This window comes from Roseateles sp. DAIF2 (assembly GCF_015624425.1).
Classification (GTDB): domain Bacteria; phylum Pseudomonadota; class Gammaproteobacteria; order Burkholderiales; family Burkholderiaceae_C; genus Kinneretia.
The window spans coordinates 722,327-745,926 of record NZ_CP049919.1; the positions used below are offsets into that span (position 1 = coordinate 722,327).

Annotated in this window: 22 protein-coding genes; 14 read left to right on the forward strand and 8 right to left on the reverse strand. The window is 69.1% G+C overall.

The genetic code is table 11. The features are described 5' to 3' along the window. The first annotated feature begins 64 nt into the window (after positions 1–64). The 5 genes from G8A07_RS03385 to G8A07_RS27695 all read left to right on the forward strand — a co-directional run bounded on the left by G8A07_RS03385 (position 65) and on the right by G8A07_RS27695 (position 4,971). Positions 65–1,192: a TRAP transporter substrate-binding protein gene (locus G8A07_RS03385; RefSeq protein WP_195795717.1), complete on the forward strand. Its 1,128-nt coding sequence runs from the start codon at positions 65–67 to the stop codon at positions 1,190–1,192. A gap of 57 nt (positions 1,193–1,249) precedes the next feature. Then, positions 1,250–1,873 carry a TRAP transporter small permease subunit gene (locus G8A07_RS03390; RefSeq protein WP_195797570.1) on the forward strand — a complete coding sequence of 208 codons (624 nt, stop codon included), beginning with the start codon at positions 1,250–1,252 and terminating at the stop codon, positions 1,871–1,873. Between the two features lie 41 nt (positions 1,874–1,914). After that, complete coding sequence (locus G8A07_RS03395) at positions 1,915–3,813, forward strand: TRAP transporter large permease subunit (protein WP_195797571.1); 1,899 nt, start codon at positions 1,915–1,917, stop codon at positions 3,811–3,813. 67 nt (positions 3,814–3,880) lie between these two features. Beyond that, on the forward strand, positions 3,881–4,651 hold the full coding sequence (locus tag G8A07_RS03400) for a DUF2189 domain-containing protein (RefSeq protein ID WP_195795718.1): 771 nt from the start codon (positions 3,881–3,883) through the stop codon (positions 4,649–4,651). A gap of 32 nt (positions 4,652–4,683) precedes the next feature. Further along, positions 4,684–4,971: a hypothetical protein gene (locus tag G8A07_RS27695; RefSeq protein ID WP_213086225.1), complete on the forward strand. Its 288-nt coding sequence runs from the start codon at positions 4,684–4,686 to the stop codon at positions 4,969–4,971. Here G8A07_RS27695 and G8A07_RS03410 read toward each other — a convergent pair. The 3 genes from G8A07_RS03410 to G8A07_RS03420 all read right to left on the reverse strand — a co-directional run bounded on the left by G8A07_RS03410 (position 4,968) and on the right by G8A07_RS03420 (position 11,255). Beyond that, positions 4,968–6,518, reverse strand: a complete 1,551-nt coding sequence (locus G8A07_RS03410; protein WP_195795719.1) for a methyl-accepting chemotaxis protein — start codon at positions 6,516–6,518, stop codon at positions 4,968–4,970. The genes G8A07_RS27695 and G8A07_RS03410 overlap by 4 nt on opposite strands. A 128-nt stretch (positions 6,519–6,646) precedes the next feature. Beyond that, complete coding sequence (locus G8A07_RS03415; protein ID WP_371816423.1) at positions 6,647–7,537, reverse strand: DUF2167 domain-containing protein; 891 nt, start codon at positions 7,535–7,537, stop codon at positions 6,647–6,649. Between the two features lie 157 nt (positions 7,538–7,694). Beyond that, positions 7,695–11,255, reverse strand: coding sequence for an indolepyruvate ferredoxin oxidoreductase family protein (locus tag G8A07_RS03420; protein WP_195795720.1), 3,561 nt, complete (start codon positions 11,253–11,255; stop codon positions 7,695–7,697). 317 nt (positions 11,256–11,572) lie between these two features. Here G8A07_RS03420 and G8A07_RS03425 point away from each other — a divergent pair, with 317 nt between their 5' ends. The 6 genes from G8A07_RS03425 (at position 11,573) to G8A07_RS03450 (ending at position 16,666) form a co-directional block, all read left to right on the forward strand. Then, complete coding sequence (locus tag G8A07_RS03425) at positions 11,573–12,094, forward strand: Lrp/AsnC family transcriptional regulator (RefSeq protein WP_195797573.1); 522 nt, start codon at positions 11,573–11,575, stop codon at positions 12,092–12,094. A gap of 129 nt (positions 12,095–12,223) precedes the next feature. After that, positions 12,224–13,282, forward strand: coding sequence for a hypothetical protein (locus G8A07_RS03430; RefSeq protein WP_195795721.1), 1,059 nt, complete (start codon positions 12,224–12,226; stop codon positions 13,280–13,282). Beyond that, positions 13,279–14,097, forward strand: coding sequence for a hypothetical protein (locus G8A07_RS03435; RefSeq protein WP_195795722.1), 819 nt, complete (start codon positions 13,279–13,281; stop codon positions 14,095–14,097). The genes G8A07_RS03430 and G8A07_RS03435 overlap by 4 nt, the downstream gene beginning before the upstream one ends. Before the next feature lie 246 nt (positions 14,098–14,343). Continuing rightward, positions 14,344–15,000, forward strand: a complete 657-nt coding sequence (locus G8A07_RS03440) for a hypothetical protein (RefSeq protein ID WP_195795723.1) — start codon at positions 14,344–14,346, stop codon at positions 14,998–15,000. 116 nt (positions 15,001–15,116) lie between these two features. After that, positions 15,117–15,992 (forward strand): EamA family transporter, encoded by an 876-nt coding sequence (locus tag G8A07_RS03445; protein ID WP_213086226.1) that lies wholly within the window; start codon positions 15,117–15,119, stop codon positions 15,990–15,992. Further along, entirely contained in the window at positions 15,989–16,666 is a 678-nt protein-coding gene (locus G8A07_RS03450; protein WP_195795725.1) for a hypothetical protein, read from the forward strand. Before G8A07_RS03445 ends, G8A07_RS03450 begins: the two co-directional genes overlap by 4 nt. Positions 16,667–16,737: 71 nt before the next feature. Here the strand turns inward: G8A07_RS03450 and G8A07_RS03455 are convergent, their stop codons facing one another. Both G8A07_RS03455 and G8A07_RS03460 read right to left on the reverse strand, forming a co-directional pair. Continuing rightward, a complete protein-coding gene (locus G8A07_RS03455) occupies positions 16,738–17,526 on the reverse strand; it encodes a fumarylacetoacetate hydrolase family protein (RefSeq protein ID WP_195795726.1) in 789 nt (262 codons plus the stop codon). Between the two features lie 79 nt (positions 17,527–17,605). Continuing rightward, complete coding sequence (locus tag G8A07_RS03460; RefSeq protein ID WP_195795727.1) at positions 17,606–18,541, reverse strand: AraC family transcriptional regulator; 936 nt, start codon at positions 18,539–18,541, stop codon at positions 17,606–17,608. Positions 18,542–18,571: 30 nt separating this feature from the next. Between G8A07_RS03460 and G8A07_RS03465 the strand changes: the two genes are divergently transcribed. Both G8A07_RS03465 and G8A07_RS03470 read left to right on the forward strand, forming a co-directional pair. Continuing rightward, complete coding sequence (locus G8A07_RS03465) at positions 18,572–19,240, forward strand: hypothetical protein (RefSeq protein WP_195795728.1); 669 nt, start codon at positions 18,572–18,574, stop codon at positions 19,238–19,240. Positions 19,241–19,293: 53 nt separating this feature from the next. Beyond that, positions 19,294–20,547 carry a glycoside hydrolase family 18 protein gene (locus G8A07_RS03470; protein WP_195795729.1) on the forward strand — a complete coding sequence of 418 codons (1,254 nt, stop codon included), beginning with the start codon at positions 19,294–19,296 and terminating at the stop codon, positions 20,545–20,547. A gap of 129 nt (positions 20,548–20,676) precedes the next feature. Here G8A07_RS03470 and G8A07_RS03475 read toward each other — a convergent pair whose 3' ends face one another. The 3 genes from G8A07_RS03475 to G8A07_RS03485 are packed head-to-tail and all read right to left on the reverse strand — an operon-like array spanning position 20,677 to position 21,730. Then, complete coding sequence (locus tag G8A07_RS03475) at positions 20,677–21,234, reverse strand: GNAT family N-acetyltransferase (RefSeq protein WP_195795730.1); 558 nt, start codon at positions 21,232–21,234, stop codon at positions 20,677–20,679. 1 nt (position 21,235) lies between these two features. After that, entirely contained in the window at positions 21,236–21,433 is a 198-nt protein-coding gene (locus G8A07_RS03480) for a hypothetical protein (protein ID WP_195795731.1), read from the reverse strand. Positions 21,434–21,448: 15 nt separating this feature from the next. Then, positions 21,449–21,730: a DUF2164 domain-containing protein gene (locus tag G8A07_RS03485; protein WP_195795732.1), complete on the reverse strand. Its 282-nt coding sequence runs from the start codon at positions 21,728–21,730 to the stop codon at positions 21,449–21,451. A 261-nt stretch (positions 21,731–21,991) separates the two neighbouring features. Between G8A07_RS03485 and G8A07_RS03490 the strand changes: the two genes are divergently transcribed. Beyond that, positions 21,992–23,575, forward strand: a complete 1,584-nt coding sequence (locus tag G8A07_RS03490) for an ABC transporter substrate-binding protein (RefSeq protein WP_195797574.1) — start codon at positions 21,992–21,994, stop codon at positions 23,573–23,575. Positions 23,576–23,600: the final 25 nt, after the last annotated feature.

Below are 23,600 nucleotides of genomic sequence, written 5' to 3' on the forward strand. Positions count from 1 at the left end.
GGCGAATCCGAATCCGGCGCGAAGACGATGTGAACCCCTCTTCCATCACAGCTAGGAGACCGAGATGAGCGATACCCCCGACAAGGTTCCGGCCGGGCGCCGGCGCTTCCTGAAGAAGGCCGCCACCGGCACCGCCGCCGCTGGCGCGCTGGCCGCGCCGATGATCTCGACGGCCCAGACCGCCAGCTTCCGCTTCCAGTCCACCTGGCCGGCCAAGGACATCTTCCACGAGTACGCCAACGACTTTGCCAAGAAGGTCAACGACATGGCCGGCGGGCGGCTGAAGATCGAGGTGCTGCCCGCGGGCTCGGTGGTGCCGGCCTTCCAGTTGCTGGACGCGGTCAACAAGGGCACCCTGGACGGGGGCCATGGCGTCGTCGCCTATCACTACGGCAAGAACTCGGCGCTGGCGCTGTGGGGCTCGGGCCCGGCTTTCGGCATGGATCCGAACATGGTGCTGGCCTGGCACAACTACGGCGGCGGCAAGGCCCTGCTGGAGGAGATCTACAAGTCCATCAGCATGGACGTGGTGTCCTATCTGTACGGCCCGATGCCGACCCAGCCGCTGGGCTGGTTCAAGAAGCCGGTGGCCAAGGTGGCCGACATGAAGGGCCTGAAGTTCCGCACCGTGGGTCTGGCGGTGGACGTGTTCACCGAGCTGGGCACCGCGGTGAATCCGCTGCCCGGCGGCGAGATCGTGCCGGCGCTGGACCGTGGCCTGATCGACGCGGCCGAGTTCAACAACGCCTCCAGCGACCGCGTGCTGGGCTTCCCCGACGTGGCCAAGAACTGCATGCTGCAGAGCTTTCACCAGAGCGGAGAGCAGTTCGAGATCCTGTTCAACAAGGGCAAGTACGACGCGCTGCCGGCCGAGCTGAAGGCCATCATTGACTACGCGGTGCAAGCCGCCAGCGCCGACATGAGCTGGAAGGCGATCCAGCGCAACTCGCAGGACTACATCGAGCTCAAGACCAAGGACAAGGTCAACTTCTACAAGACGCCCGACGCCATCCTGCGCGCCCAGCTGGCGGCCTGGGACAAGGTGATCGAGAAGAAGGCCGGCGAGAACGCGCTGTTCAAGAAGGTGCTCGATTCGCAGCGCGCCTTCGCGCAGCGCGCCGGCCAATGGCAGAACGACTACATGGTCGACTTCAAGATGGCCTGGAACCATTACTTCGGCAAGAAGGGCTGAGGCCCGCGGCCGGCCCGAAGCCGGCCGCTCCTTCCAACAACAAGGACGTCGTTGATGCTGCAAGGTTTTCTGCTGGCGGTGGACAAGCTGTCGACCTGGCTGGGGCAGCTGTTCGCCTGGTCCATCGTGCTGCTCACCGGCCTGATCACCTGGGAGGTGTTCTCCCGCTATGTGCTGAACAAGCCCCATGCCTGGGTGCTGGATGCGCAGATCATGCTTTACGGCACCCTGTTCATGATGGCCGGCGCCTATACCCTGGCCAAGAACAACCATGTGCGCGGCGACGTGCTCTACAGCTTCTTCAGCCCGCGCGCCCAGGCCTGGGTGGACCTGGTGCTCTACCTGCTGTTCTTCCTGCCCGGCATCGTCGCGCTGACCTGGGCCGGCTGGGGCTATGCGCAGGAGGCGCTGGCGATCCGCGAGCAGACCTTCTCTGCCGAGCCGCTGCCGCTGTATCCCTTCAAGTTCGTGATCCCGGTGGCCGGCGCGATGCTGCTGCTGCAGGGCCTGGTCGAGATCGTGCGCTGCCTGCGCTGCATCCGCGACGGCGCCTGGCCCTCGCGCGGCGAGGACGTGGAGGAGGTCGACGTCGACAAGCTCAAGGCCATGGTGCAGGTGAAGGACGAGGACATCGCCGCGCTGGACAAGTACCTGGTGCCGCCGACGGAGACGCGCAAGTGATCCACAAGATTCGCAAGGAGCTCTGGTTCGGCTTCATCCTGATGGGGCTGATCCTGCTGGGCGTGGCGGCGATGCTGCTGCTCTCGCCCGAGATCACGCGCGGCCACCTCGGCCTCTTGATGCTGGCCCTGGTGGTGGTGGCGATCATGCTGGGCTTTCCCACGGCGTTCACGCTGATGGGCATGGGCATGATCTTCACCTGGCTGGCCTATGAGCGCGACACCACCAAGACCCTGACCCTGATGGTGCAGTCCGCCTTCAAGGTGATGGGCAACGACGTGCTGATCTCGATCCCCCTGTTCGTGTTCATGGGCTATCTGGTCGAGCGCGCCAACCTGATCGAGAAGCTGTTCCGCTCGCTCCACCTGTCGATGGCGCGGGTGCCGGGCTCGCTGGCGGTCGCCACCCTGTTCACCTGCGCGGTGTTCGCCACCGCAACCGGCATCGTCGGCGCGGTGGTCACGCTGATGGGCCTGCTGGCCTTTCCGCAGATGCTGAAGGCCGGCTACGACGTGCGCGTCTCGGCCGGCGCGATCACCGCGGGCGGCTGCCTGGGCATCCTGATCCCGCCCTCGGTGATGCTGATCGTCTACGGCGCGACCGCCGGCGTCTCGGTGGTGCAGCTCTATGCCGGCGCCTTCTTCCCGGGCCTGATGCTGGCGGGCCTGTACATCGCCTACGTGATCATCCTGGCCAAGCTGAAGCCGAACCTGATGCCGCCGCTGGCGCCCGAGGCGCGCATCGTGCCGCTGCCGCCGGGCACGCAGCGCATCGCCGACAGCATTTCCAGCCGCGCCCTGCCGGCCCTGCTGGCGGCGCTGAAGGGCCGGCGCAATCTGCAGGTCGGCATCGGCCATATCCTGCGCCAGTTGTTCGTGACCCTGCTGCCGCTGCTGCTGTTCCTCGCGGTGGCAGCCTGGAGCTATCGCAACGTCACCGCGCCGGCGGTGCAGGAGGCCGCCTTCCAGCCGGCCGAGGAGGCGCCGGTGGACGAGGGCAGCACCGGGCTGAAGGAGCCCGGCGGCCTGGCCGAGCCGCCGGGCAGTGGTGAGGAAGAGGAGGGCAAGTCCGATGGCGCGCTGACGCTGCCGCCCGGCGCCGAGGAGAACGCGGCCAGCGCGCCGGCCGGTGCGGCGGCTGCCTCGGCGCCCGCGTCGGCCGCCGCCGCCGAGGCCGGCCCGCGCGAGGCGCCGCGCGGCTTCTGGATCGGCCTTGGCGTTGGCGCCGTGGCGCTTGTTGCCTTCTACGCGCTGCTGAGCTTCCAGCGGCTCGAGATCTTCAAGATGCTGCTGGCCTCCTTCTTCCCGCTGGTGGTGCTGATCCTGTCGGTGCTGGGCTCGATCGTGTTCGGCCTGGCCACGCCCACCGAGGCGGCGGCGGTCGGCGCCAGCGGCGGCCTGCTGCTGGCCGCGGCCTACCGGCAGCTGAACTTCCAGGTGGTCAAGGAGTCGGTGTTCCTGACCGCCAAGACCAGCGCGATGGTGTGCTGGCTGTTCGTCGGCTCGGCGATCTTCTCGGCCGCCTTCGCGCTGCTGGGCGGGCAGGAGCTGGTGGAGCGCTGGGTGCTGTCAATGAACCTGAGCAAGACCGAGTTCCTGGTCCTGTCCCAGTTCATCATCTTCATCCTCGGCTGGCCGCTGGAATGGACCGAGATCATCGTGATCTTCATGCCGATCTTCATCCCGCTGCTGGACAACTTCGGCGTCGACCCGCTGTTCTTCGGCCTGCTGGTGGCGCTGAACCTGCAGACCGCCTTCCTGAGCCCACCGGTCGCGATGGCGGCCTTCTACCTGAAGGGCGTCAGCCCGCCGCATGTCACCCTGAACCAGATCTTCGCCGGCATGATCCCCTTCATGGGCATCCAGGTGATCGCGATCGTGCTGCTCTATCTCTGGCCGCAGATCGGCCTGTGGTTGCCGCAGCTGCTGTACGGGCGGTGACGCCAAGCGCTGGCGCATGGGGCGGGGCGGGACTAGCATTGATGCAGCTTCGCCCAGGAGGTTCGCCATGGAGAGGTCGCTTGATGCAGGTCAAGACATATCCCCGCCGACCGCGGCGCCGCGCGTGCGCCGGGTCGACCTCGCCAGGCCCTGGGTCTGGCTGCAGCGCGGCGCGCAGGACCTGCGTCGCGCCGCGAGGCCCAGCCTGGGCTTTGGCACGCTGATCGCCGCCGCAGGCCTGCTGCTGATGGGGGCAGGCTGGAAGGCCGCCTACATGGCGCCGGCCCTGCTGGGCGGCTTCCTGCTGGTCGCACCCTTCGCGGCGATCGTGTTCTATGCGCTGTCGCGCCAGCTGGAGCAGGGGCAGGCGCCCGATGCCGGCGCGGCACTGCGCTCCTGGCGCGGCAATGCCGGCTCGATCGCGCTGTTCGGCCTGATGTTGGCCCTGGCCTACATTGCCTGGGAGCGCATCGCCGCCATCGTGTTCGCGCTGTTCCTCGAGGGTCAGACGCCGGGGCCGACCCAATGGCCGATCGAGCTGTTGCTGGCCTTCGGCGTCGCCGGTGCCCTGGTGGCGGTCCTGGTGTTCGCATTGGGCGTGGTCAGCGCGCCGCTGCTGCTGGACCGGCCGGTCGATGCGATCACCGCGATGCTGACCAGCTGGCGCTGCTGCCGTCTCAATGCCGGGCCGCTGCTGCTGTGGGCCGGGCTGCTGGCCGGCCTGACCCTGTTGGGCTTCGCAAGCCTGATGCTGGGTCTGCTGTTCATCTTCCCCTGGCTGGCCCATGCCAGCTGGCATGCCTATCGCGATCTGGTAGAGCCCGATGAGGGAGGCTGAGCTCGTCCGGCGAGGCGCCGCATGCGTGGGCGGTGCCCTCGACCTGCTACAGCGGCTTCGTGCTGACCAGTCTTGCGGTGGCCCTGCTGCTGGCCACCCTGACCCTGGTGGGGCTGGGCGTGATCCTGTTCGGCATCACGACAGCCACCGAGTCGGCCGCGGTCAGCGTGGCCAGCGCCTTCCCGAGGGCTTGCGCAGCCGGCAGCCTGAACTTCAAGAAGACCAAGGAGGCGGTGTGCCTGACCGCCAAGACCATCGCACCTGTGGCCCGGCCTGACCCTGTGGCTGCCGAACTACCTCTGCGGCGGCCGAGCGGCTAAGCCGCCGCGCGCTCCAGCCGGAAAGTCTCCACCATCGCCGCCAGCCGCTGGGCCTGCTCCTGCAGGCTGGCCGCGGCGGCGGCGCTTTCCTCGACCAGGGCCGAGTTCTGCTGCGTCATCGAGTCGAGCTGGCTGACCGCGATATTGACCTGGGCGATGCTCTGGCTCTGCTCGCGCGAGGTGACGCTGACCTCGCCGAGCACATCGGTGACGCGACGCACGCTGGAGACCACCTGGCCCATCGTCGTGCCGGCCTGGTCCACCAGGGCCGAGCCGGCGTCCACCTCGCTGACGCTCGCGCCGATCAGGTCCTTGATCTCCTTGGCCGCCGCGGCGCTGCGCTGCGCCAAGGTACGCACCTCGGCCGCGACGACCGCGAAGCCGCGGCCCTGCTCGCCGGCCCGCGCCGCCTCGACCGCGGCGTTCAGCGCCAGGATGTTGGTCTGGAAGGCGATGCCGTCGATCACGCCGATGATGTCGCCGATGCGGCCCGAGCTCGCGTGGATCTTGCCCATCGTCGAGACCACCTGGCCCACCACCTCGCCGCCGCTGCGCGCCACCTGGGCGGCGTCTGCCGCCAGCTGGTTGGCGGTGGCGGCCGAGTCGGAGGAGTTGCGCACGGTGGCGGTCAGCTGCTCCATCGTCGAGGCGGTCTCCTGCAGATTGCTGGCGGTTTCCTCGGTGCGTTCGCTCAGGCTCTGGTTGCCCTCGGCGATCTCGGTGGCCGCGACCTTGATGCTCTCGGCGCTGTGGCGCACGTCCTGCACCAGCCGGCGCAGCGAGACCACCATCGCGTTGAGCCCGCGCAGCAGGTCGCCGATCTCGTCGCGGCGGCCGCGGTCGGCCACCTGCACCGACAGGTCGCCGGCGCCGATGCTCTCGGTCGCCGCCAGCGCCTGCTGCAGCGGCGGCACGATGGAGCGCGTCATCAGCCAGGTGCAGACCAGCAGCATCGCGACCACCGCCGCCAGCACCGCGGCGGTGACCGCGATGTCCAGGCTGCGCTGGCGCTCGACGCTGGCCGCCAGGTCGACCGCGCGCTGGTGCTGCAGGTCGACGAAGCGCTGCTGCGCCTCGAGATACTGGCCCAGCTCGCGCCGCACCAGGGCCAGCTGCGCCGCCATGTCGCCGCCGTCGCGCGCCTTGGCGGCCGCGTTGCGCGCGGCGATGTAGACGCCGCGGGTCCTGGCGATCTCGGCCAGCACGGCCTTCTCGTCGGTGGCCGTGGCCTCGGCGTCGATCCGCTTCTGCAGCTCCGAGATGCGCGCCGAGGTGGCGTCCATCTCGGGCTTGAGCAGGCCGGCCAGGCCGCCATCCGCGCTCATCAGCCCGGCCATCGTGCGCGCCGCGTTGGCATGGGTCTGGCCGGACCATTGCAGCGCCATCTCCAGCTTGTCGCGCTGGGCGGTCTGGGCCGCCTGTTCCCGCTCCAGCGAGCCGAGGGTGCGCCAGCTCGAGATCAGCGTGACCGCCAGCAGCACCGCCGCCGTGATCAAGGTCGGCAGCCAGAGCCGGAAGGAGATGCCCATGCGCTTGCTGTGATCCATCGTGGTCTCCATCCGGGCCGGCGGCGGCCCGGTGCCAACGATTGAATGCCGCAAGCGGCTGCGCTGTCAACCTCCGGGAGGGGTCAGGCCTTGCGCACGCTCGACCCAGCGCACGGCTGTGCGGCGCCTCAGGTCTGCGGCTTGTTGCGGCGCAGGAACTTCATCAGCACGCCGCCCAGGCCGAGGGCGGCCAGCGCGAACACCTTGGCGAACTTGGCCAGGAAGGCGAGGGCGGCGGCGAAGAAGCCCAGCTTCTTCGCGCCGACGCCCAGCACCAGCGCCGCCAGGCCGTACTCGGCCACCTTGTCGGTGCTGCTGTTGAAGTCGGCGTAGCGCTTGCCGTCGTCGAACTGCAGCGCGCCCAGCAGGGCCTGGGCCTCGCCCTTGTGGGCGGGCAGGTCCTTCAGGTCGGTGATCAGGTTCAGGCTCAGATAGCCCTCGCGGCCCAGCGCATAGGTGTTGTAGTTGACGCCCGGTTCGTCGCCGGCCGGCGCGCCCTTGTGGCGCGAGCTCATCGCCCAGACCAGGCGCTGCGTGTCGGCCGCGTAGGCCGGCTTCTCGGCCCAGCCGGTGATCTCCAGCGCCGGCACGCCCATCTTGGCGCGCTCCTCGTTGGCGGCCTCGGTGCCCTCGCGATAGCTCTTCAGCAGATCGTCGGCGTTCCACTCCTTGGCGTCGCCGTCCCTGATGTAGCCGGAGGCCTCGTAGCGCAGGGTGGCGAACCAGCCGCTGCCGCCCTTCTCGTCCTGCGGGAACACCAGCCCCTGCAGGTCCTGGTGATCGCCCGGGTTGCCCATCGCGCGCAGCAGCTGGCCGGCCTGCGGCTGCGGGATGAAGACGCGCCCTTCGGGCAGATGCAGGGTGGCCTGGCCGGCCACCGCGATGTCCTGCGGGCCGGCCTTGGCGGCCTGGCGGGCCTCGTCCCAGGCCTTGCTGCTGTCGTTACCGGTCTGAGCCCAGGCCAGGGCGCTGCCGGCCAGCAGGCCAAGGGCCAGCAGCTTGTGGATGAATGGATGCACGATGTGAGACTCCCTTGTGATGGGTGGTAGTTTTTTTGCGCCCGCTGAGGGGCCGGGGGAGTCTACGGTCGGGTGCGCGCGCGGCCCAAGAAAAAACCCGCAGCCCCCTCCAAAGGAGGACTGCGGGTCGTGACGGGCTTGGCGGAAACGGCCGGGATCAGGCCGCCTGGCGCCACTGCTGCATCAGCTGCTCCCACTTGGCGCGCGCCGCCACCAGGTGGCGGTGCTTGACATGGCCGTAGCCGCGGATCTCCTCGGGGATGCGCGCGATCTCGGCGGCCAGCGCCAGGCGCTCGGTGCTCAGGCCCTTGGCCAGGATGGCGTCGATGCTGGCGCGGTACTCGCCGATCAGCGCGCGCTCGGTCCTGCGCTCCTCGGTGTGGCCGAAGATGTCGAAGGCGGTGCCGCGCAGGCCCTTCAGCTTGGCCAGGATGCCGAAGGCCGGGCGCACCCAGCCGCCCATCTGCTGCTTGATCAGCTCGCCCTTGTCGTTCTTCTTGGCCAAGAGCGGCGGGGCCAGGTGGTGCACGATCTTGTAATCGCCCTCGAACTGGGCCTTGATCTTGTCGGTGAACTTGGTGTCGGTGTGCAGGCGCGCGACCTCGTACTCGTCCTTGTAGGCCATCAGCTTGAACAGGTAGCGGGCCACCGCCTCGGTCAGGCGGGTGCTGGCCAGCGGCGCCTCCGCGGCGCGCACCTTCTCGACGAAGGCCTTGTAGGTCTCGGCGTAGGCGGCGTTCTGGTAGTCGGTCAGGAACTCGACGCGCTTGGTGACGATCTCGTCGACGCCGGGGCGCTTGACGATGTTGATGACCTGCTGCGCCGCATAGAGCGATTTCACCGCGGCCAGGTCCTGGGCGCAGCGGCGGCCCCATTCGAAGGCGGCCTTGTTGTTGTCGATCTGCACGCCGTTCAGCTCGATCGCGCGCATCAGCGCGGCATAGGAGAGCGGCACCTTGCCCTTCTGCCAGGCGTAGCCCAGCATCAGCGGGTTGGTGTAGAGCGAGTCGCCCAGCAGTTTCACGGCCACTTCCTCGGCATCGAACATGCCCAGGTGCTCGGCCCCGACGGCCTTGCCGACGGCGGCCTCGCAGGCCGCGCCGGGGAAGCTCCAGTCGGCGTTGTTCACCAGGCTGGCGGTCGGCGAGCCATGGGTGTTCAGCGCGACGAAGGTGCGGCCCTCGCGCATCACGGCCAGCGTGCTCTTGTTGGCGGCGACGATGGAATCGCAGGCGATCACCAGCTCGGCCTCGGCGGTGCCGACTTTGGTGCAGTGGATGGCTTCGGGATCGTTGGCGATCTGGATATGGCTCCAGGTCGCGCCGCCCTTCTGGGCCAGGCCGGCGGCGTCCTGCGTGATCACGCCCTTGCCCTCCAGATGCGCGGCCATGCCCAGCAACTGGCCGATCGTGATCACGCCGGTGCCGCCGACGCCGGCGACGACGATGCCCCAGGCTTGTTCGGCATTCGGGATCAGCGGCTGCGGGATCGGGGCCAGCGCGGCGTCGAAGGGGCTGACGCGCTTGTCCTTCTTCGGCTTCTTCAGCTCGCCGCCCTCGATCGTGACGAAGCTGGGGCAGAAGCCCTTCACGCAGCTGAAGTCCTTGTTACAGGTGTTCTGGTTGATCTGGCGCTTGCGGCCGAAATCGGTCTCCAGCGGTTCGACCGACAGGCAGTTGGACTGCACCGAGCAGTCGCCGCAGCCCTCGCAGACCAGCTCGTTGATGACGACGCGCTTGGCCGGGTCGACGAGCTTGCCGCGCTTGCGGCGGCGCCGCTTCTCGGTGGCGCAGGTCTGGTCGTAGATGATGGCCGTCGTGCCGGGGATCTCGCGGAACTGGCGCTGGATCGCATCCAGCTCGTCGCGGTGGTGCACGGTGACGCCGGCCAGCAGCGAGATGCCGTTGTACTTGGCCGGTTCGTCGGTGACGATCACCAGCTTGGTCACGCCCTCGGCGGTGACGCTCTGCATGATCTGCATCACGCTGTGGCCTTCGGGGCGCTCGCCGACCTGCTGGCCGCCGGTCATCGCGACCGCGTCGTTGTAGAGGATCTTGTAGGTGATGTTGACGCCCGAGGCGATGCTCTGGCGGATCGCCAGCAGGCCCGAGTGGAAGTAGGTGCCGTCGCCGAGGTTGGCGAAGATGTGCTTCTCGGTCGTGAAGGGCTGCTGGCCGACCCAGGGCACGCCCTCGCCGCCCATCTGGGTGAAGGTGGCGGTGTTGCGGCCGGGCATCCAGCTGACCATGTAATGGCAGCCGATGCCGGCCACCGCGCGCGAGCCCTCGGGCACGCGGGTCGAGGTGTTGTGCGGGCAGCCGGAGCAGAACCAGGGCGTGCGGTCGGCACCGCCGGCGGTCTTCTCCTCCGCCTTCAGCGCGTTCTCCTTGGCGTCGATGATCGCGACGCGGGCATCCAGGCGCGCGGCCACGTCGGCGTCGACGCCCAGCTTCTTCAGGCGCTTGGCGATCGCGCGGGCGATGATGGCCGGGGTCAGGTCGGCCTGCGGGCGCAGCAGCCAGTTCTTGCTCGGATTCGGCTGGCTCCATTCGCCGCCGCTCATGTCGCCCTCAATCTCGTCGAACTTGCCCAGCACGTTCGGCCGCACATCGGGGCGCCAGTTGTAGAGCTCTTCCTTGATCTGGTACTCGATCATCTGGCGCTTCTCTTCGACCACCAGGATCTCCTGCAGGCCCTGGGCGAAGTCGCGCGTGATCGTGGCCTCCAGCGGCCACACCACATTGACCTTGTGCAGCCGGATGCCGAGGCGCCGGCAGGTGTCGTCGTCCAGGCCCAGGTCGTGCAGCGCCTGGCGGGTGTCGTTCCAGGCCTTGCCGCTGGCGATGATGCCGAAGCGGTCGTTGGGGGTGCTGACGACGTTGTAGTTCAGCTTGTTGGCGCGGATATAGGCCAGGGCGGCGTACCACTTGTAATCCATCAGCCGCGCTTCCTGCTCCAGCGGCGGGTCCGGCCAGCGGATGTGCAGGCCGCCCTCGGGCATCTGGAAGTCTTCCGGCAGGATGATGTTGACGCGGTCCGGGTCGACGCTGATCGAGGCGGACGATTCGACGATCTCCTGGATCGTCTTCAGGCCCGACCACAGGCCCGAGAAGCGGCTCAGCGCGAAGGCATGCAGGCCCATGTCCAGGATGTCCTGCACGCTGCTGGGGAAGAACACCGGGAAGCCGACCGCCTTGAACACATGGTCGCTCTGGTGCGCGGCGGTCGAACTCTTGGCGATATGGTCGTCGCCGGCCACCGCGATCACGCCGCCATGCTTGGCCGTGCCGGCCATGTTGGCATGCTTGAAGACGTCGATGCAGCGGTCCACGCCCGGGCCCTTGCCGTACCAGATGCCGAACACGCCGTCGAACTTGTTCTTCTCGGGGAACAGGTCGAGCTGCTGCGTGCCCCACACGGCGGTCGCGCCCAGCTCCTCGTTGACGCCCGGCTGGAACACGATGTTCTGCTTGGCCAGGTGCTTCTTGGCCTGCATCAGCATCTGGTCGTAGCCGCCCAGCGGCGAGCCGCGGTAGCCGGAGATGAATCCGGCGGTGTTCAGCCCCACCATCGCGTCGCGCGTGCGCTGCAGCATCGGCAGCCGCACCAGCGCCTGCACGCCGCTCATGAAGGCGCGGCCATGGTCCAGCGCGTATTTGTCGTCCAGCGAGACCTTTTCCAGGGCGCGCAGGATATGTTCGGGCAGCGGTGCATTCATTGGCTTTGGGCTCCTGATGGGGCGTCGAACCTGCGGGACGGGGCCGCTTGTGGCAGCCCTTCCGTTCGACAAGTATGGTCTCTTTGAGGGTTCTCTGCGCTCTGAGCCTGGCTCGCCAGGGCTGGTGGCCCGCGGCGGGTTGTGACGATGGTGTGAGCGCGCAGAGAACCGAGTAGACCCGCCGCGCAGTGTAGGGAAAGCGGCCCGCGCGGTGCTTTCTCATTTACGCGCCGAGCGGGCTGCTTGAGCAATAATCTTGCTGACAATGCCGCTAGGAATTCAGATTGGCTTCCAAAAAGCCCGTATCAGGGCAAACCATTAGAAACAATTCCGGCTCCGCCGCCGGCGAGGAGCCGGGCGAAGGCCTGGACCGGTATCACATCGCCATCCTGGTCGAGCTGCAGCGCGACGCGCGGCTCTCGAACGCCGAGCTGGCGGCGCGCATCGGCCTGTCGGCCGCGCCGACCTGGCGGCGCGTGCGCTGGCTGGAGGAGCAGGGCTACATTACCGGCTATCGCGCCGAGATCGACCGCCGCCGCATCGGCCTGGGCGTGCTGGCCTTCGTGCGGGTGGACACCGAGCGCAGCGCCGGCAGCGTGACCCGCGAGCTGGAGGCGGCGATCCGCGCGCTGCCCGAGGTGGTGGCCTGCCACTACATCTCCGGCGCCGGCACCTTCGAGCTGCAGGTGATGGCCACGGACCTGGACGCCTTCAGCCGCTTCTCGATCGACACCCTGCTGAACCTGCCCAACGTCAAGGACATCCACACCAGCTTCTCGCTGGGCGAGGTCAAGGCCGGCGGGGCGATGCCGCTGGGGCACCTGCGGCTGGCCGGCTAGCTAGCGGGCGCCCGGCGCAAACACACGCGCTTACAACTGCGGCCGCTGCCACGCTGCCTGCCGAGCACCCCGCACGGGTAGAGTTCGGCGCGGACAAAACAAAACCATGTCCCAGGGAGTGCAAGAACCATGGCAGACAGTGCGGCACAACAACGTGCGCAGCAGGAGGCGGCCCGGATTGCGGCCGAGCTGCGCAGGCGCGGGCAGCGGGGCCCCTCGGTGGGCGAGATCGGCATGTGCCACCGCGACGGCTACAACATCACGCAGGACCGGCTCGATGGCGACTTCGATCTGGATGAGCCCTTCGCCCAGACCCTGCTGCAGGGCCTGATGGCGCAGCCGCCGGGCGCCGGTGGCCCCTCGCTGCGGCCCATGCCCTACCAGGCGCCGGTGCAGCAGCCGGCGCCGCCGAGCCAGTGGATCTCCGACTACCTGCTCGGCTCGCCGCCGGACAAGAGCTTCGGCAGCCAGCTCCAGGCGGCGACGGTCGGGCCGGGCAACATCCTCGGCACTGCCGCGGGCACGGCCCAGATCGCCATGCAGGCCCGCGCCCAGGCCACCACCGGCCCGGCGCTGGCCCGCGCCACCGCGGCCGTCAGCTCGGGCAGCACGCAGCGCGTGCGCATCAACGAGTTCATGGAGGTCTACAACGCCAACAAGACCGGTCGCGGCCGCCCGCGTCCGCGCCTGCGCATCAAGGGCCTGCCGATGAAGGTGATCGACGCGACCGGCGGCGCCGCTGCCTGGCGCGGCCGCACCGCCGGCGGGACCTATACCACCCCGGCCGCCGGCGCGATGCGGCATGCGGGCGTCTGGGGTCAGCAGGTCGGCGAGGCCCGCATCGCGCGCTCGCCGCTGGGCTGGTCCTCGCGCATGCCCGGCGCCGGCATCCTGACCTTCGCCCCCTCCGCGGCCATCGACGCCTACAACGCGACGCGGGTCGACGCCAAGGGCATGCACTTCGACATGCCGCGCTTCGCGGTGGATTCGGCGCGGAGCCAGTCGGGGAATCTGGTGGGATTTGGGGTGTCGGTCGCGGTGACGGCAGTGCTCGTTGCTGCCGGCGTGGCCGGCCTGCCCCTGCTGATCATCGGGCTGGGGGTGGGGATCGTGGCCCAGGCGGTCTGGACCTCCACCGGCATGGACGACAAAAGTGCCGGCTTGATGGAGCGCGGGCTGGCGCGATGACCTTGATGTCATTTCATCCGGCCGGCTTGCACGCGCTGTGGCTCGCGATGCCGGTGTTGGCAGCGGCCAGCCTGCTGGTGTTGACGCCTTTCTTCGGCTTGCCGGCGCCGGGCCTGTGGGTGACGGTGAGCCTGCTGGGGTTGTCCTGGGGCGGGTGGCTGAAGTACCGCGCACGTCTGGGCAATCCCCTGCAGTTGGCGGCGTTTCTGCTTTTCGGCACGCTCTCCTACCTCTCGTTCGCGCTGGGAGGCGCGGGTCTGATGGTGAAGCAACTGCTGGCAAGGCCGGAGATGCTGGGCTGGACCAGTGCCCTGCTGCTGCTGAGCCTGCTGTCGCCCTGGCTGATCGGTCTGTTGCAGGCCTGGAGCAGGATGAGGCGAGAGGGTATCCACGTCAATGCCGCCTGGCTGCCTCCGATGGTGGATGTCGACCGCTGGGCCATGCGGGCGAAGGCGGCAAACGATGCGAAGGTGCCGTCCTTCGTGGATCGATATTTGTGGCCGCTGATCGGGCTTGGGTTGAACCTGCCCCTGGTGCTCGAGTTGGCCGGCATGGATCGGAACTATGCCGTGTTCCTCGCCGTGCCCGCGCTGCTGTACTTCGGCTGGGCCTGGGCGCAGCCTTTGGGGCGCATGCAGGCCTATCTGATCGGGCTGTCTCTGCTCGAGAAGCGCAGCGGCCGCCATTTGCTGGCGGCGTATGAGGGCGAACTGAACGAACTGCGTCGCGGCTTTTGGGGCTCCCGCTGGTTGTGCCCGCCGCTGCCACCGACTCCGGCAAGAGACAGCCAGACCACGCGGCGAGCCGCTCGGTGAGCGCCGCGGAGGGCAAGGGCGTGCACCGGCGTGTGCGCGGTCTTGCACTAGCCGAATGAAGCCATCTGGTTTCCACCCATCCGTCTTCCGGTCGATCTGGGTCGTGATGGCCGGGATTCCGGTATTCGGCCTGCTGATGCTCGCGCCGTTCCTGGGCCTGCCAGCGCCTCGCCTGTGGCTGGCCGTAGGCTTACTCGGAATGGTCTGGGGCTGTGGTTGAAGTATCGGGCGCGCCTCGGTAATCCCTTGCAACTGGCTGCGTGCCTGCTGTTTGCCAAGTTGGGCTACCTGTCATTTGCGCAGGGCTGTGCAGGGGCCCTGGTGGTCTACACCCTTGAGCGGGCCGATCTGCTGGGCTGGGCTGTGCTGGCCGTGCTGGCAAGCCTGGGGTTGCCATGGCTGGCGGGGCTGCTACAAGCCATTGATCGCATGCGCCGGGAGGGTGTGCATGCCGAGGCGGCCTGGCTGCAGGCCGCGGTGGATGTGGGGCGCTGGGCCATGCGCGCTGAGGTCCCGCCCGAGCTGAGTCAGGCGGGCTTCATGGATCGCCGCGGCTGGTTGCTGCTGAGTCTGCTCCTGTGTTTGTACCCGCTGCTTCAACTCGCGGGCCTGGACGAGGATTTCGGCATGTTCCTGATCGCGCCCTTGATGCTGGCTTTGGGCTGGGCCGGTGCCATGCCCGGCGGCCGCGCCCTGGCCTATCTGATCGGCCTGCACCGCTTCGAGAAACTCAGCGGCCGCCACCTGCTGGCGGCCCATCAGGACGCGCTGGACGAGTTGCGGCGCGGCTTCTGGGGTTCGCGCTGGCTGTGCCCGCCGCTGCCGCCTGCTCCTCCGCCGCCGCCCGCGCCGCCGCCCAGAGGCAGTCGCGGTGGCCGGGCCGCGAGACGCGGGCGTCGCTAGGCGGCCTCGGTTTGCAGGGCCTTGTGTGAGGACCGAACCCGGCAAGCATCGACGATGAGCCCGGCGCGCCGGGATCGGCTAGGCTGCGGTCCATGAGCTCTGCCGCCGCTGTCGCCATGCCCGCCCGCCATCTGCTGCTCGCGCTGGTCGTCGTCGCGATCTGGGGCAGCAACTTCGTCGTGATCAAGCTGGCGCTGGGGGCGCTGCCACCGCTGCTGTTCGCGGCGCTGCGCTTTGCCTTCGCGGTGCTGCCGGCGATCTTCTTTCTGCCGCGCCCGCCCACCTCCTGGCGCAATCTGGCGGCCTATGGCCTTTTGATCGGCGTGGGTCAGTTCGGCGTGCTGTACCTGGCGATGCGCGCGCAGATCTCGCCGGGTCTGGCCTCGCTGGTGGTGCAGACCCAGGTGTTCTTCACCCTGCTGCTGGCGGTGCGCCTGGCCCGGGAGCATGTGCAGGCCTACCAATGGGCGGGCCTGGCGCTGGCGGCCAGCGGCATCGGCGTGATCGCGTTGCACACCGACGGCAGCACCACGGTGCTGGGCGTGGCGATGGTGCTGCTGGCGGCCTTTTCCTGGGCCTGCGGCAATATGGTCGGCAAGCGCGCGGGTCAGGTGAACATGCTGGCCTATATGGTCTGGACCAGCCTGTTCGCGGTGCCGCCGCTGATCCTGCTGTCCCTGCTGGTCGAGGGCCCGGCCGCGATCGCCGCGGGTCTGGCCCGGGCCGATGCGGGCACCTGGGCCGCGGTGCTGTGGCAGTCGCTGGGCAACACCCTGTTCGGCTACGGCATGTGGGGCTGGCTGCTGGCACGCCATGCGGCGGCCACCGTCGTGCCGCTGGCCCTGCTGGTGCCGGTGTTCGGCATGGGCAGCGCCGCGCTGTTCCTGGGCGAGCCGCTGCCGGCCTGGAAGCTGGGCGCGGCGGCGCTGGTGATGAGCGGCCTGGCGTTGAACCTGCTGTGGCCGCTGCGCCATCGCCTGCGGCCGGCATGAGGCGGCTCGGCGCGCTGCTGCTGCTACTGATGGCGCTTGTCCCGGCGGCCTGGGCGCTCGATCCGCAGGGCCTGCGCGCGCAGGAGATCGCCCATTGCGCGCCCGGCGAGCTGAGCACCTGGCCCGACGGCCGCGACGGGCCCTCGGCCAGCGCGGCCTGGCTGTTTGAGTATGAAAGCGCCGGTGCGCCGATCTGGCTCGACTCGGCCCTGGTGTTGCGCCTGCTGGAGCGCGCGGCCGGCGCCTGGGCGCCCTGCGGCCTGCCGATCCAGGTGCGTGCGCTGGACGCCGCGCAGCGGCCCGATCCGGCGCAGGCGCGTGTGCGGGTGCTATGGGACGAGGCCGGCGCGCGCGGCGGCTTCGGCCTGGCCGACCTGGGCCGGCGCCGGCTTTCGCTGAGCCCGGCCGCCTTTGCGCTGCTGCGCCAGCGCAACCCACAGCATCCGGCCGATGCGACCCTGCAGCTGGTGCTGTCGCACGAGATGGGGCATTTCCTCGGCCTGGTCGCGCATTCGCGGCGCTGCGTGGACGTGATGTCCTATTACCACGATGGCCGAGGCAACCACTGCTTCGCGCGTGACGCGGCGGTGATGAAGGCTTATGCCGAATACCGCGCCAGCCTGCCGACCGCCTGCGACATCCAGCGCTGCGGCGCGCTCAACGGCCGGCGCTGACGGAGGGCCGGCGCATCGGGACGCGCTCGCCCAGTTCGAAATAGTCCGCCGGGCCGCCGCAAGGACCACGCTCAGACGACGCGCAGGCTTAGCTCCGGCAGCCCCTCGATCCTGGCCAGCATCACATCGCCCCTGACCACCGGCCCGACGTTCTCCGGCGTGCCGCTGTAGATCAGGTCGCCGGCCTTCAGCTCGAAGGCCTCGGAGAGCCGGCTGATCTGCTCGGCCACGCTCCAGATCATGTAGCTCAGATCGGCGCTCTGCTTGAGCTGGCCGTTCACCGCCAGCGAGATCGCGCCCTTCAGGAAATGGCCGGTGGCGGCCACCGGGTGGATCGGGCCGATCGGGGCCGAGAGGTCGAAGCTCTTGCCGATCTCCCAGGGTTTTTTCTGGTCGCCCATCGCGCGCTGCAGATCGCGCCGCGTCATGTCCAGGCCGATCGCGTAGCCGTAGACATGGGACAGCGCCTGGTCGAGCGGGATGTCGCGGCCGCCGCTCTTCAGCGCCGCGACCAGTTCCACCTCGTAGTGGTAGTTCCTGGTCAGCGCGGGATAGGGGTGCTCGGCGGTCTGCCCGGGGGCGACGAACTGCACCGCGTCGCTGGGCTTCTGGAAGAAGAAGGGCGGTTCGCGGGTCGGGTCCGAGCCCATCTCGCGCGCATGGGCCGCGTAGTTGCGGCCGATGCAGTAGATGCGGTGCACCGGGAAGACCTCGTTGGACCCTGCAATAGGCACGGCGGGGATGCGCAGCGCAAAGGGGGCGGGTTGCGAGGGCGTGGCGGTGACGCTGGCGCAGCCGGCGGCCAGCAGGCCGCCCGCGGCGGAGGCGGTGGTGTTGATCAGCATATGTCGACGGTCCATGGGGCTGGTCTCCGGTTCTGAAGGTTCTTGGTTTGTCGCCTTCAGCTTAGGAGCGCGCCGGCGCGGCCGGCAGGACGCATCAACGCTTGTCTTGGACGGAATTCAGCCGCGCCGCGCGCCAGGCGCTGGGACTCTGGCCATGCCATTGGCGGAAGCGCCGCGCGAAGTAGGCCTCGTCGGCGAAGCCGCAACGCCGCGCGATCTCGCCGATGCGCGTGGCCGGGCCGCCGCTCAGCAGCAGCTCCTGGGCCAGCGCCAGGCGGCGCTCGGTCAGCAGCTCGGTGAAGGTGCGGCCGGTTTCCTTCTTCAGCAGATGGGCCAGGTAGTTGGGCGAGAGGCAGGCGGCCTCGGCCGCCGCGGCCAGGGTCGGTTCGCCGGCCAGTTGCTCGCGCAGATAGCGCAGCACCCGCGCCAGCGCCGCGCGCCGGCCGCCCTGCTGCGCCTGGGCCGCGGCCAGCGCGCTCAGCTCGCTCTCCCAGCGCCGGCAGGTCAGGGCCAGCAGCTGCAGCAGCGCGCCGCGGATCGCCGCGGCCGAGGCCAGGCGCTGGCGCGCCGCGTTCTCGCGCCGCATCGTCGCCAGCAGGGCCAGCACGGCATCGAAATCCACGGCATCGAAGACGAAGTCCAGATGCTCCTGGAACTGGAACGGCGCCAGCTCCGGCGCCAGGCTCAGCGGCACATCCTCCAGGTCCAGCGGGTCGACGGCGGCCAGGTCCGGGCGCAGAAAGCGCGGGCTGAAGTTCACCACCAGCCATTCGGTGCCGGCCGGATGCGGCACCAGGTGCATGCGGTGCGGCAGCACGAAGCTCAGCGCGCGCGGCGGGAAGGGGCGCAGCGCGCCGCCGATCTGCTGGCGCGTCTCGCCGGCCAGATTCACCTGGATCTGGAAATACTCATGCTTGTGCGGCTGGGTCAGCGGCGCGCGCCGGGCCTGGTCGCGGATGTCGAAGTCCAGGTGGTCGGAGCGCTCCGCCATGCCGTAGATACGCACCGGGGGCGTCGTCGTCTTGGCCATGGCGCGCATCCTGCCATGTATGCTCGGGCCATGATCGGCCGCCGTCCTTTCTCCTCCCTGCTGCTCCTGGCGCTGTGCGCGGCGCCGGCCTGGGCGCAGCCGCGCCAGAACCTGCTGGTGGAGCTGCGCTGGGTCGAGTCCGGCGTCAGCGGCGCCGCGATCGCCGGCACGCGCCAGGGCGGCGTGGTGGTCGGCACCGCGGGCAGCGTCTCGCCGCGCCCCGGCGGCATCAGCCTGTCGACGCGCCGCGTCGAGGAGGGCGTCGAGGCCCAGCAGCAGGTGCTGGTGCTGAATGGCGCCACCGCCAGCGTGATGCTGGCCGAGACCGAGCTGCTGCAATGGCTGGACTATGGCGTGGCCCTGCGTGGTGGCGGTGGCCCGGGCCAGGCGCCGCCGCGGGCGCAGGTCTATGCGCAGTCGCGCAGCCTGCCCATCGAGCGCCGGCGCGGCTTCGCGCTGACGCCCTCCTGGCCCGGCGGGCGCCAGCCGGTGCGGGTGGAGCTGCGCGCGCTGGCCCCGGCCGGCGCGGCGGGCGAGGCCGAGATCCTGTCCACCGTGCAGGTGGCGCTGGGCGAATGGATGACGGTGGCGCGCCGCGGCGGCGTGGCCCGCAGCCCGCAGCCGGGCGTGATCAGCAGCAGCGACGCCGAGACGCAGAGCATGCGCGAACTGCAGATCCGGGTGCAGCCTGCCCCTTGATTGGTATTTGATTGGTGTTAGGCTTCGCGCTCCGAACCTGGAGCCGAACCCCGATGCGATCCCTGCTGCTGAGCGCCGCCCTTGCCCTGTCCCCGCTGCTCGCCAACGCCCAGTCGCCGGCCCTGTTCGGCGCCGGGCCGCTGGAGGTGGAGCGCAGCGGCGGCAAGGTGGTCGGTGCCTATGTGCCGAACTGGGAGAGCGAGGCGGTGGTGGACCGCATCCAGCCCGGCAGCCTGACCCATCTGCTCTATGCTTTCTTGCGCATCTGCGGCCCGGGCCAGCTGGCGGTGGACGCGCCCAAGTGCCAGGGCAAGAAGGATTTCGAGCTCGGCACCGGGCCGGTGGACCAGCGCTTCGACGCGGCCTTCGCGCGGCTGAAGGCGCGCCAGCCGCATCTGAAGGTGCTGGCCTCGGTCGGCGGCTGGGGCGGCTCCGACCCCTTCTTCCACCTGGCCAATGATCCGGCGCGGCGCGCCGTCTTCATCGCCTCGGCGCAGCGCTTCCTGCGCGAGCATCCGGGCTTCGACGGCATCGACATCGACTGGGAGCATCCGGGCGGCAACGGCGCGGTCAATGGCGTGCAGCTCGGCGCCCCGGCCGACGGCCAGGGCTATGCGGACCTGATGACCGAGCTGCGCGCCGGGCTGAACGCGCTGACCGCCGAGACCGGCCGGCTCTACCAGCTGAGCACCGCGATCAACAGCACCAGCGCCATCGTCGACCGCATCAACTTCAAGCAGGCGGCCGGTGCGCTGGACCTGGTGTTCATGATGACCTACGACTTCTACGGCGGCTGGTCCGACAGCGTCGGCCATCACACCACCCTGAAGAGCAGCGCCCCGCAGGCCGACGACAGCCTGGAGCGCTCGGTGCGCAACATGACGGCGGCCGGCGTGCCGGCGTCCAAGCTGGTGGCCGGCGTCGCGATCTACGGCCGCGGCTTTGCCGGCGCGGCGGGCTCGAGCACCGGCGCGGCCAAGACCGGCGCCTATCCGGGCGGCGAGGGCGCGCTGAGCTACCGCGAGATCGCCGCGCGCTACCTGGACCGGCGCGGCCGCGGCCAGCGCGGCTTCGAGGCCCGCTTCGACAGCACCACCGAGGCCTGGAGCCTCTACCACCCCAAGCTCAAGCTCTGGATCGGCTACGACGATCCGCGCGCGGTGCAGGCCAAGGGCCGTTATGCGGTGCAGGCCGGCCTGGCCGGCGTGTTCGCCTGGGAGCTGAGCCAGGACAACGGCGACATCCTGAACGCGATGAACGCCGGCGTGGGCAATCTGCTGATCGCACCGGCCAAGCCCAAACGCTGAGCCAGATCAAGCCGCCACCGGGCCGCGGCGGCGACTATGTCACCCGAGCGGCCGCCGCATCAATCTGATCAGGGTGGCAACCCGATGTGGCGGTCGTTCCTTCTTCCCGGGCGCCCCGGCCGTGGTTGATCAGGCCGCCCGCCAGTCGGCCCGTGCCAGCCGGTACAGGCAATGCCGGCGCAAGACATGACCCTCGGGCAGGGCCGGATGCTCGAATTCGCCGGCCGGGTCGAGGCGCAGGCCGATGCGCTCCATCACCGCGCGCGAGCGCTGGTTCTGCAGGGTCGTGAAGGACACGATCTCAGGCAGCTCCAGGCGCTCGAAGCCCAGGGCCAGCACGGCGCTCGCGGCCTCGCTGGCAAGGCCGCGGCCCCAGAAGGGGCGGGCCAGGCGCCAGCCGATCTCCACGCAGGGCGAGAAGGGCAGGGGCCAGCGCGGCACCGCCAGGCCGACGAAGCCGATGAAGTCGCCGCCCTCCAGGGTCTCGGCGGCCCACAGGCCCCAGCCGCGCGTGGCGATCTGTTCCGTCCAGGCATCGATGCTGGCGTCGCTCTGCTCGCGGTCCGGCCGGCTGGCGAAAAACTCCATCACGACCGGGTCGGCATTCAGCGCGGCAAAGGGCGCGCGATCGCTCTCCCGCCAGTTGCGCAGGCGCAGCCGTGCGGTGTCGAATTCGATGGCCGCCATCTCAGCGCGGCTTGCCGCCCAGCAGACGCGCCGGCAGCATCAGCAGGGCGCGCAGCAGCGCGAACAGCGCCTCGACGCTGACGCCGATCAGCCGCAGGGGCAGCGAGACCAGCCAGAGCAGCGGCCACAGCAGCAGGGCCAGCAGCGCCAGCGGCCAGCACAGCAGGAACAGCAGACACCAGAGCAGCAGTTTCAGCATGGTGGGCCCTTCAGCTCAGCGCGCGCTCTTCTTGCGCTGCGCCGCATCGTGCTTGCGCCAGTAGCCGAACTCGTCCTCGTGCACCTCCAGGTCCAGCTCGGCGACGCGCTGCTGCAGCCGCTCCTGCACATCGGCCACCGCCTGGTTGTAGATGCTGGGCCCGATCTCTTCCAGCAGGAAGCCGAGCAGCGCGCCGGCGGCGATGTTGCCGATCGGCTCGTCCATCTGGGTGTCGAAGTAGCGCTGGATCGAATCGATCGCGCGCTGGCGGGCTTCCTTGGAGAGTTCGATGCTCATCGCTGGTGCTTGTGGAGAGTGGGGCTGCGCCGCCATTGTGCAGCGGCACCCAGCTGCGCACGCGCCATACCCTGCAGCTATGGCCGACCCCCGAAGCGCTATCTCCGGATCGCTGCGGCTGCTGGTTTCCACCCAGGGCGGCGGCGCCGCGGCGGGCAAGAATCCGCGGGCTAAGATGCCCCACCGTTTTTTCTGTCAGTCGAGGAGCGTATGAGACAAGTCCTGCCGATCCAGAACAAGATCACCGTCAGCCGCCGTGCGATGCATGGCCTGCTGGCCGCCAGCCTGGCGCTGGCCTACGGCCTGAACGGCGCCCAGGCCGCCACGCCCAAGGACACCCTGGTGCAGGCCTTCGCCTTCGACGACATCATCACGATGGACCCGGCCGAGTCCTTCGAGCTGTCCGCCGGCGAGATCATGGGCAACACCTATGACCGCCTGGTGCGCCTGGACATCAAGGATCCCTCGCAACAGGTCGGCGACCTCGCCAAGAGCTGGACCGTCTCGGCCGACGGCAAGACCTTCAGCTTCGAGCTCAAGCCCAACCTGAAGTTCGCCTCCGGCAACCCGCTGAGCGCCGAGGACGTGGTCTATTCGCTGCAGCGCGCGGTGCTGCTGGACAAGACCCCCGCCTTCATCCTGACCCAGTTCGGCCTGAAGAAGGACGTGGTCAAGGACCGCATCAAGCAGACCGGCCCGCTCTCGCTGACGATCGAGACCGACAAGGCCTACGCGACCACCCTGGTGCTGAACGCGCTGACCGCCGACGTCGCCTCGGTGCTGGACAAGAAGCTGGTGCAGAGCAAGGAGGCCAATGGCGACATGGGCTACGCCTGGCTCAAGACCAACTACGCCGGCTCCGGCCCCTACAAGCTGCGCGAATGGCGCGCCAACGAGATCGTCGCGCTGGAGCGCAACGCCAACTACACGCTGGGCGCCAAGGCGCCGCTGGCGCGCGTGATCTACCGCCATGTGAAGGAGGCCGCCACCCAGCGCCTGCTGCTGGAGAAGGGCGACATCGACATCGCGCGCAATCTCTCGCCGCAGGACGTGACCGCGCTGTCGGCCAGCAAGGACGTGAAGATCACGACCCAGCCCAAGGGCACGGTCTACTACATGAGCTTCAACATGAAGAACGCCAACCTCGCCAAGCCCGAGGTGCGCGAGGCCATGAAGTATCTGGTCGACTATGAGGGCATCGGCAAGACCCTGATCCAGCATATCGGCCGCATCCACCAGAACTTCCTGCCGGTGGGCCTGCTGGGCGCCAGCACCGAGAACCCCTTCAAGCTGGACGTGGACAAGGCCAAGGGCCTGCTGGCCAAGGCCGGCCTGCCGAACGGCTTCAAGGTGACGATCGACATGCGCACGGTGCAGCCGGTGCAGGGCATCGCCGAGAACTTCCAGCAGACCGCCAAGCGCGCCGGCATCGACATCGAGATCATCCCCGGCGACGGCAAGCAGACCCTGACCAAGTACCGCGCCCGCACGCACGACATCTACATCGGCCAGTGGGGCACCGACTACTGGGATCCGCACACCAATGCCGACACCTTCGCGCGCAACACCGACAACAGCGACGGCGCGACCAACAAGCCGCTGGCCTGGCGCAATGCCTGGGAGATCCCCGAGCTGACCAAGAAGAGCGACGCCGCCGCGCTGGAGCGCGACGCCAAGAAGCGTGCCGCGCTGTACCAGGAGATCCAGGCCGAGGTGCGCAAGACCAGCCCCTTCGTGCTGCTGTTCCAGCAGACCGAGGTGGCGGCCTATCGCAACAATGTGGAGAACCTGAAGCTCGGCCCGACCTTCTCCAGCAACTACATGTTCACCATCAGCAAGAAGTGATGACGAGCTGAGCGGGGACCTGTTT

Excerpts from the sequence above, each read along its gene's own strand:
- G8A07_RS03465 (WP_195795728.1), top strand. The coding sequence starts at position 18,572 with ATGATCGGCCGCCGTCCTTTCTCCTCCCTGCTGCTCCTGGCGCTGTGC.
- G8A07_RS03485 (WP_195795732.1), bottom strand. The coding sequence starts at position 21,730 with ATGAGCATCGAACTCTCCAAGGAAGCCCGCCAGCGCGCGATCGATTCG.
- G8A07_RS03480 (WP_195795731.1), bottom strand. The coding sequence starts at position 21,433 with ATGCTGAAACTGCTGCTCTGGTGTCTGCTGTTCCTGCTGTGCTGGCCG.
- G8A07_RS03460 (WP_195795727.1), bottom strand. The coding sequence starts at position 18,541 with ATGGCCAAGACGACGACGCCCCCGGTGCGTATCTACGGCATGGCGGAG.
- G8A07_RS03385 (WP_195795717.1), top strand. The coding sequence starts at position 65 with ATGAGCGATACCCCCGACAAGGTTCCGGCCGGGCGCCGGCGCTTCCTG.
- G8A07_RS03450 (WP_195795725.1), top strand. The coding sequence starts at position 15,989 with ATGAGGCGGCTCGGCGCGCTGCTGCTGCTACTGATGGCGCTTGTCCCG.
- G8A07_RS03445 (WP_213086226.1), top strand. The coding sequence starts at position 15,117 with ATGCCCGCCCGCCATCTGCTGCTCGCGCTGGTCGTCGTCGCGATCTGG.
- G8A07_RS03435 (WP_195795722.1), top strand. The coding sequence starts at position 13,279 with ATGACCTTGATGTCATTTCATCCGGCCGGCTTGCACGCGCTGTGGCTC.
- G8A07_RS03420 (WP_195795720.1), bottom strand. The coding sequence starts at position 11,255 with ATGAATGCACCGCTGCCCGAACATATCCTGCGCGCCCTGGAAAAGGTC.
- G8A07_RS03455 (WP_195795726.1), bottom strand. The coding sequence starts at position 17,526 with ATGGACCGTCGACATATGCTGATCAACACCACCGCCTCCGCCGCGGGC.
- G8A07_RS03430 (WP_195795721.1), top strand. The coding sequence starts at position 12,224 with ATGGCAGACAGTGCGGCACAACAACGTGCGCAGCAGGAGGCGGCCCGG.
- G8A07_RS03400 (WP_195795718.1), top strand. The coding sequence starts at position 3,881 with ATGGAGAGGTCGCTTGATGCAGGTCAAGACATATCCCCGCCGACCGCG.
- G8A07_RS03470 (WP_195795729.1), top strand. The coding sequence starts at position 19,294 with ATGCGATCCCTGCTGCTGAGCGCCGCCCTTGCCCTGTCCCCGCTGCTC.
- G8A07_RS03395 (WP_195797571.1), top strand. The coding sequence starts at position 1,915 with ATGGGGCTGATCCTGCTGGGCGTGGCGGCGATGCTGCTGCTCTCGCCC.
- G8A07_RS03410 (WP_195795719.1), bottom strand. The coding sequence starts at position 6,518 with ATGGATCACAGCAAGCGCATGGGCATCTCCTTCCGGCTCTGGCTGCCG.
- G8A07_RS03475 (WP_195795730.1), bottom strand. The coding sequence starts at position 21,234 with ATGGCGGCCATCGAATTCGACACCGCACGGCTGCGCCTGCGCAACTGG.
- G8A07_RS03490 (WP_195797574.1), top strand. The coding sequence starts at position 21,992 with ATGCATGGCCTGCTGGCCGCCAGCCTGGCGCTGGCCTACGGCCTGAAC.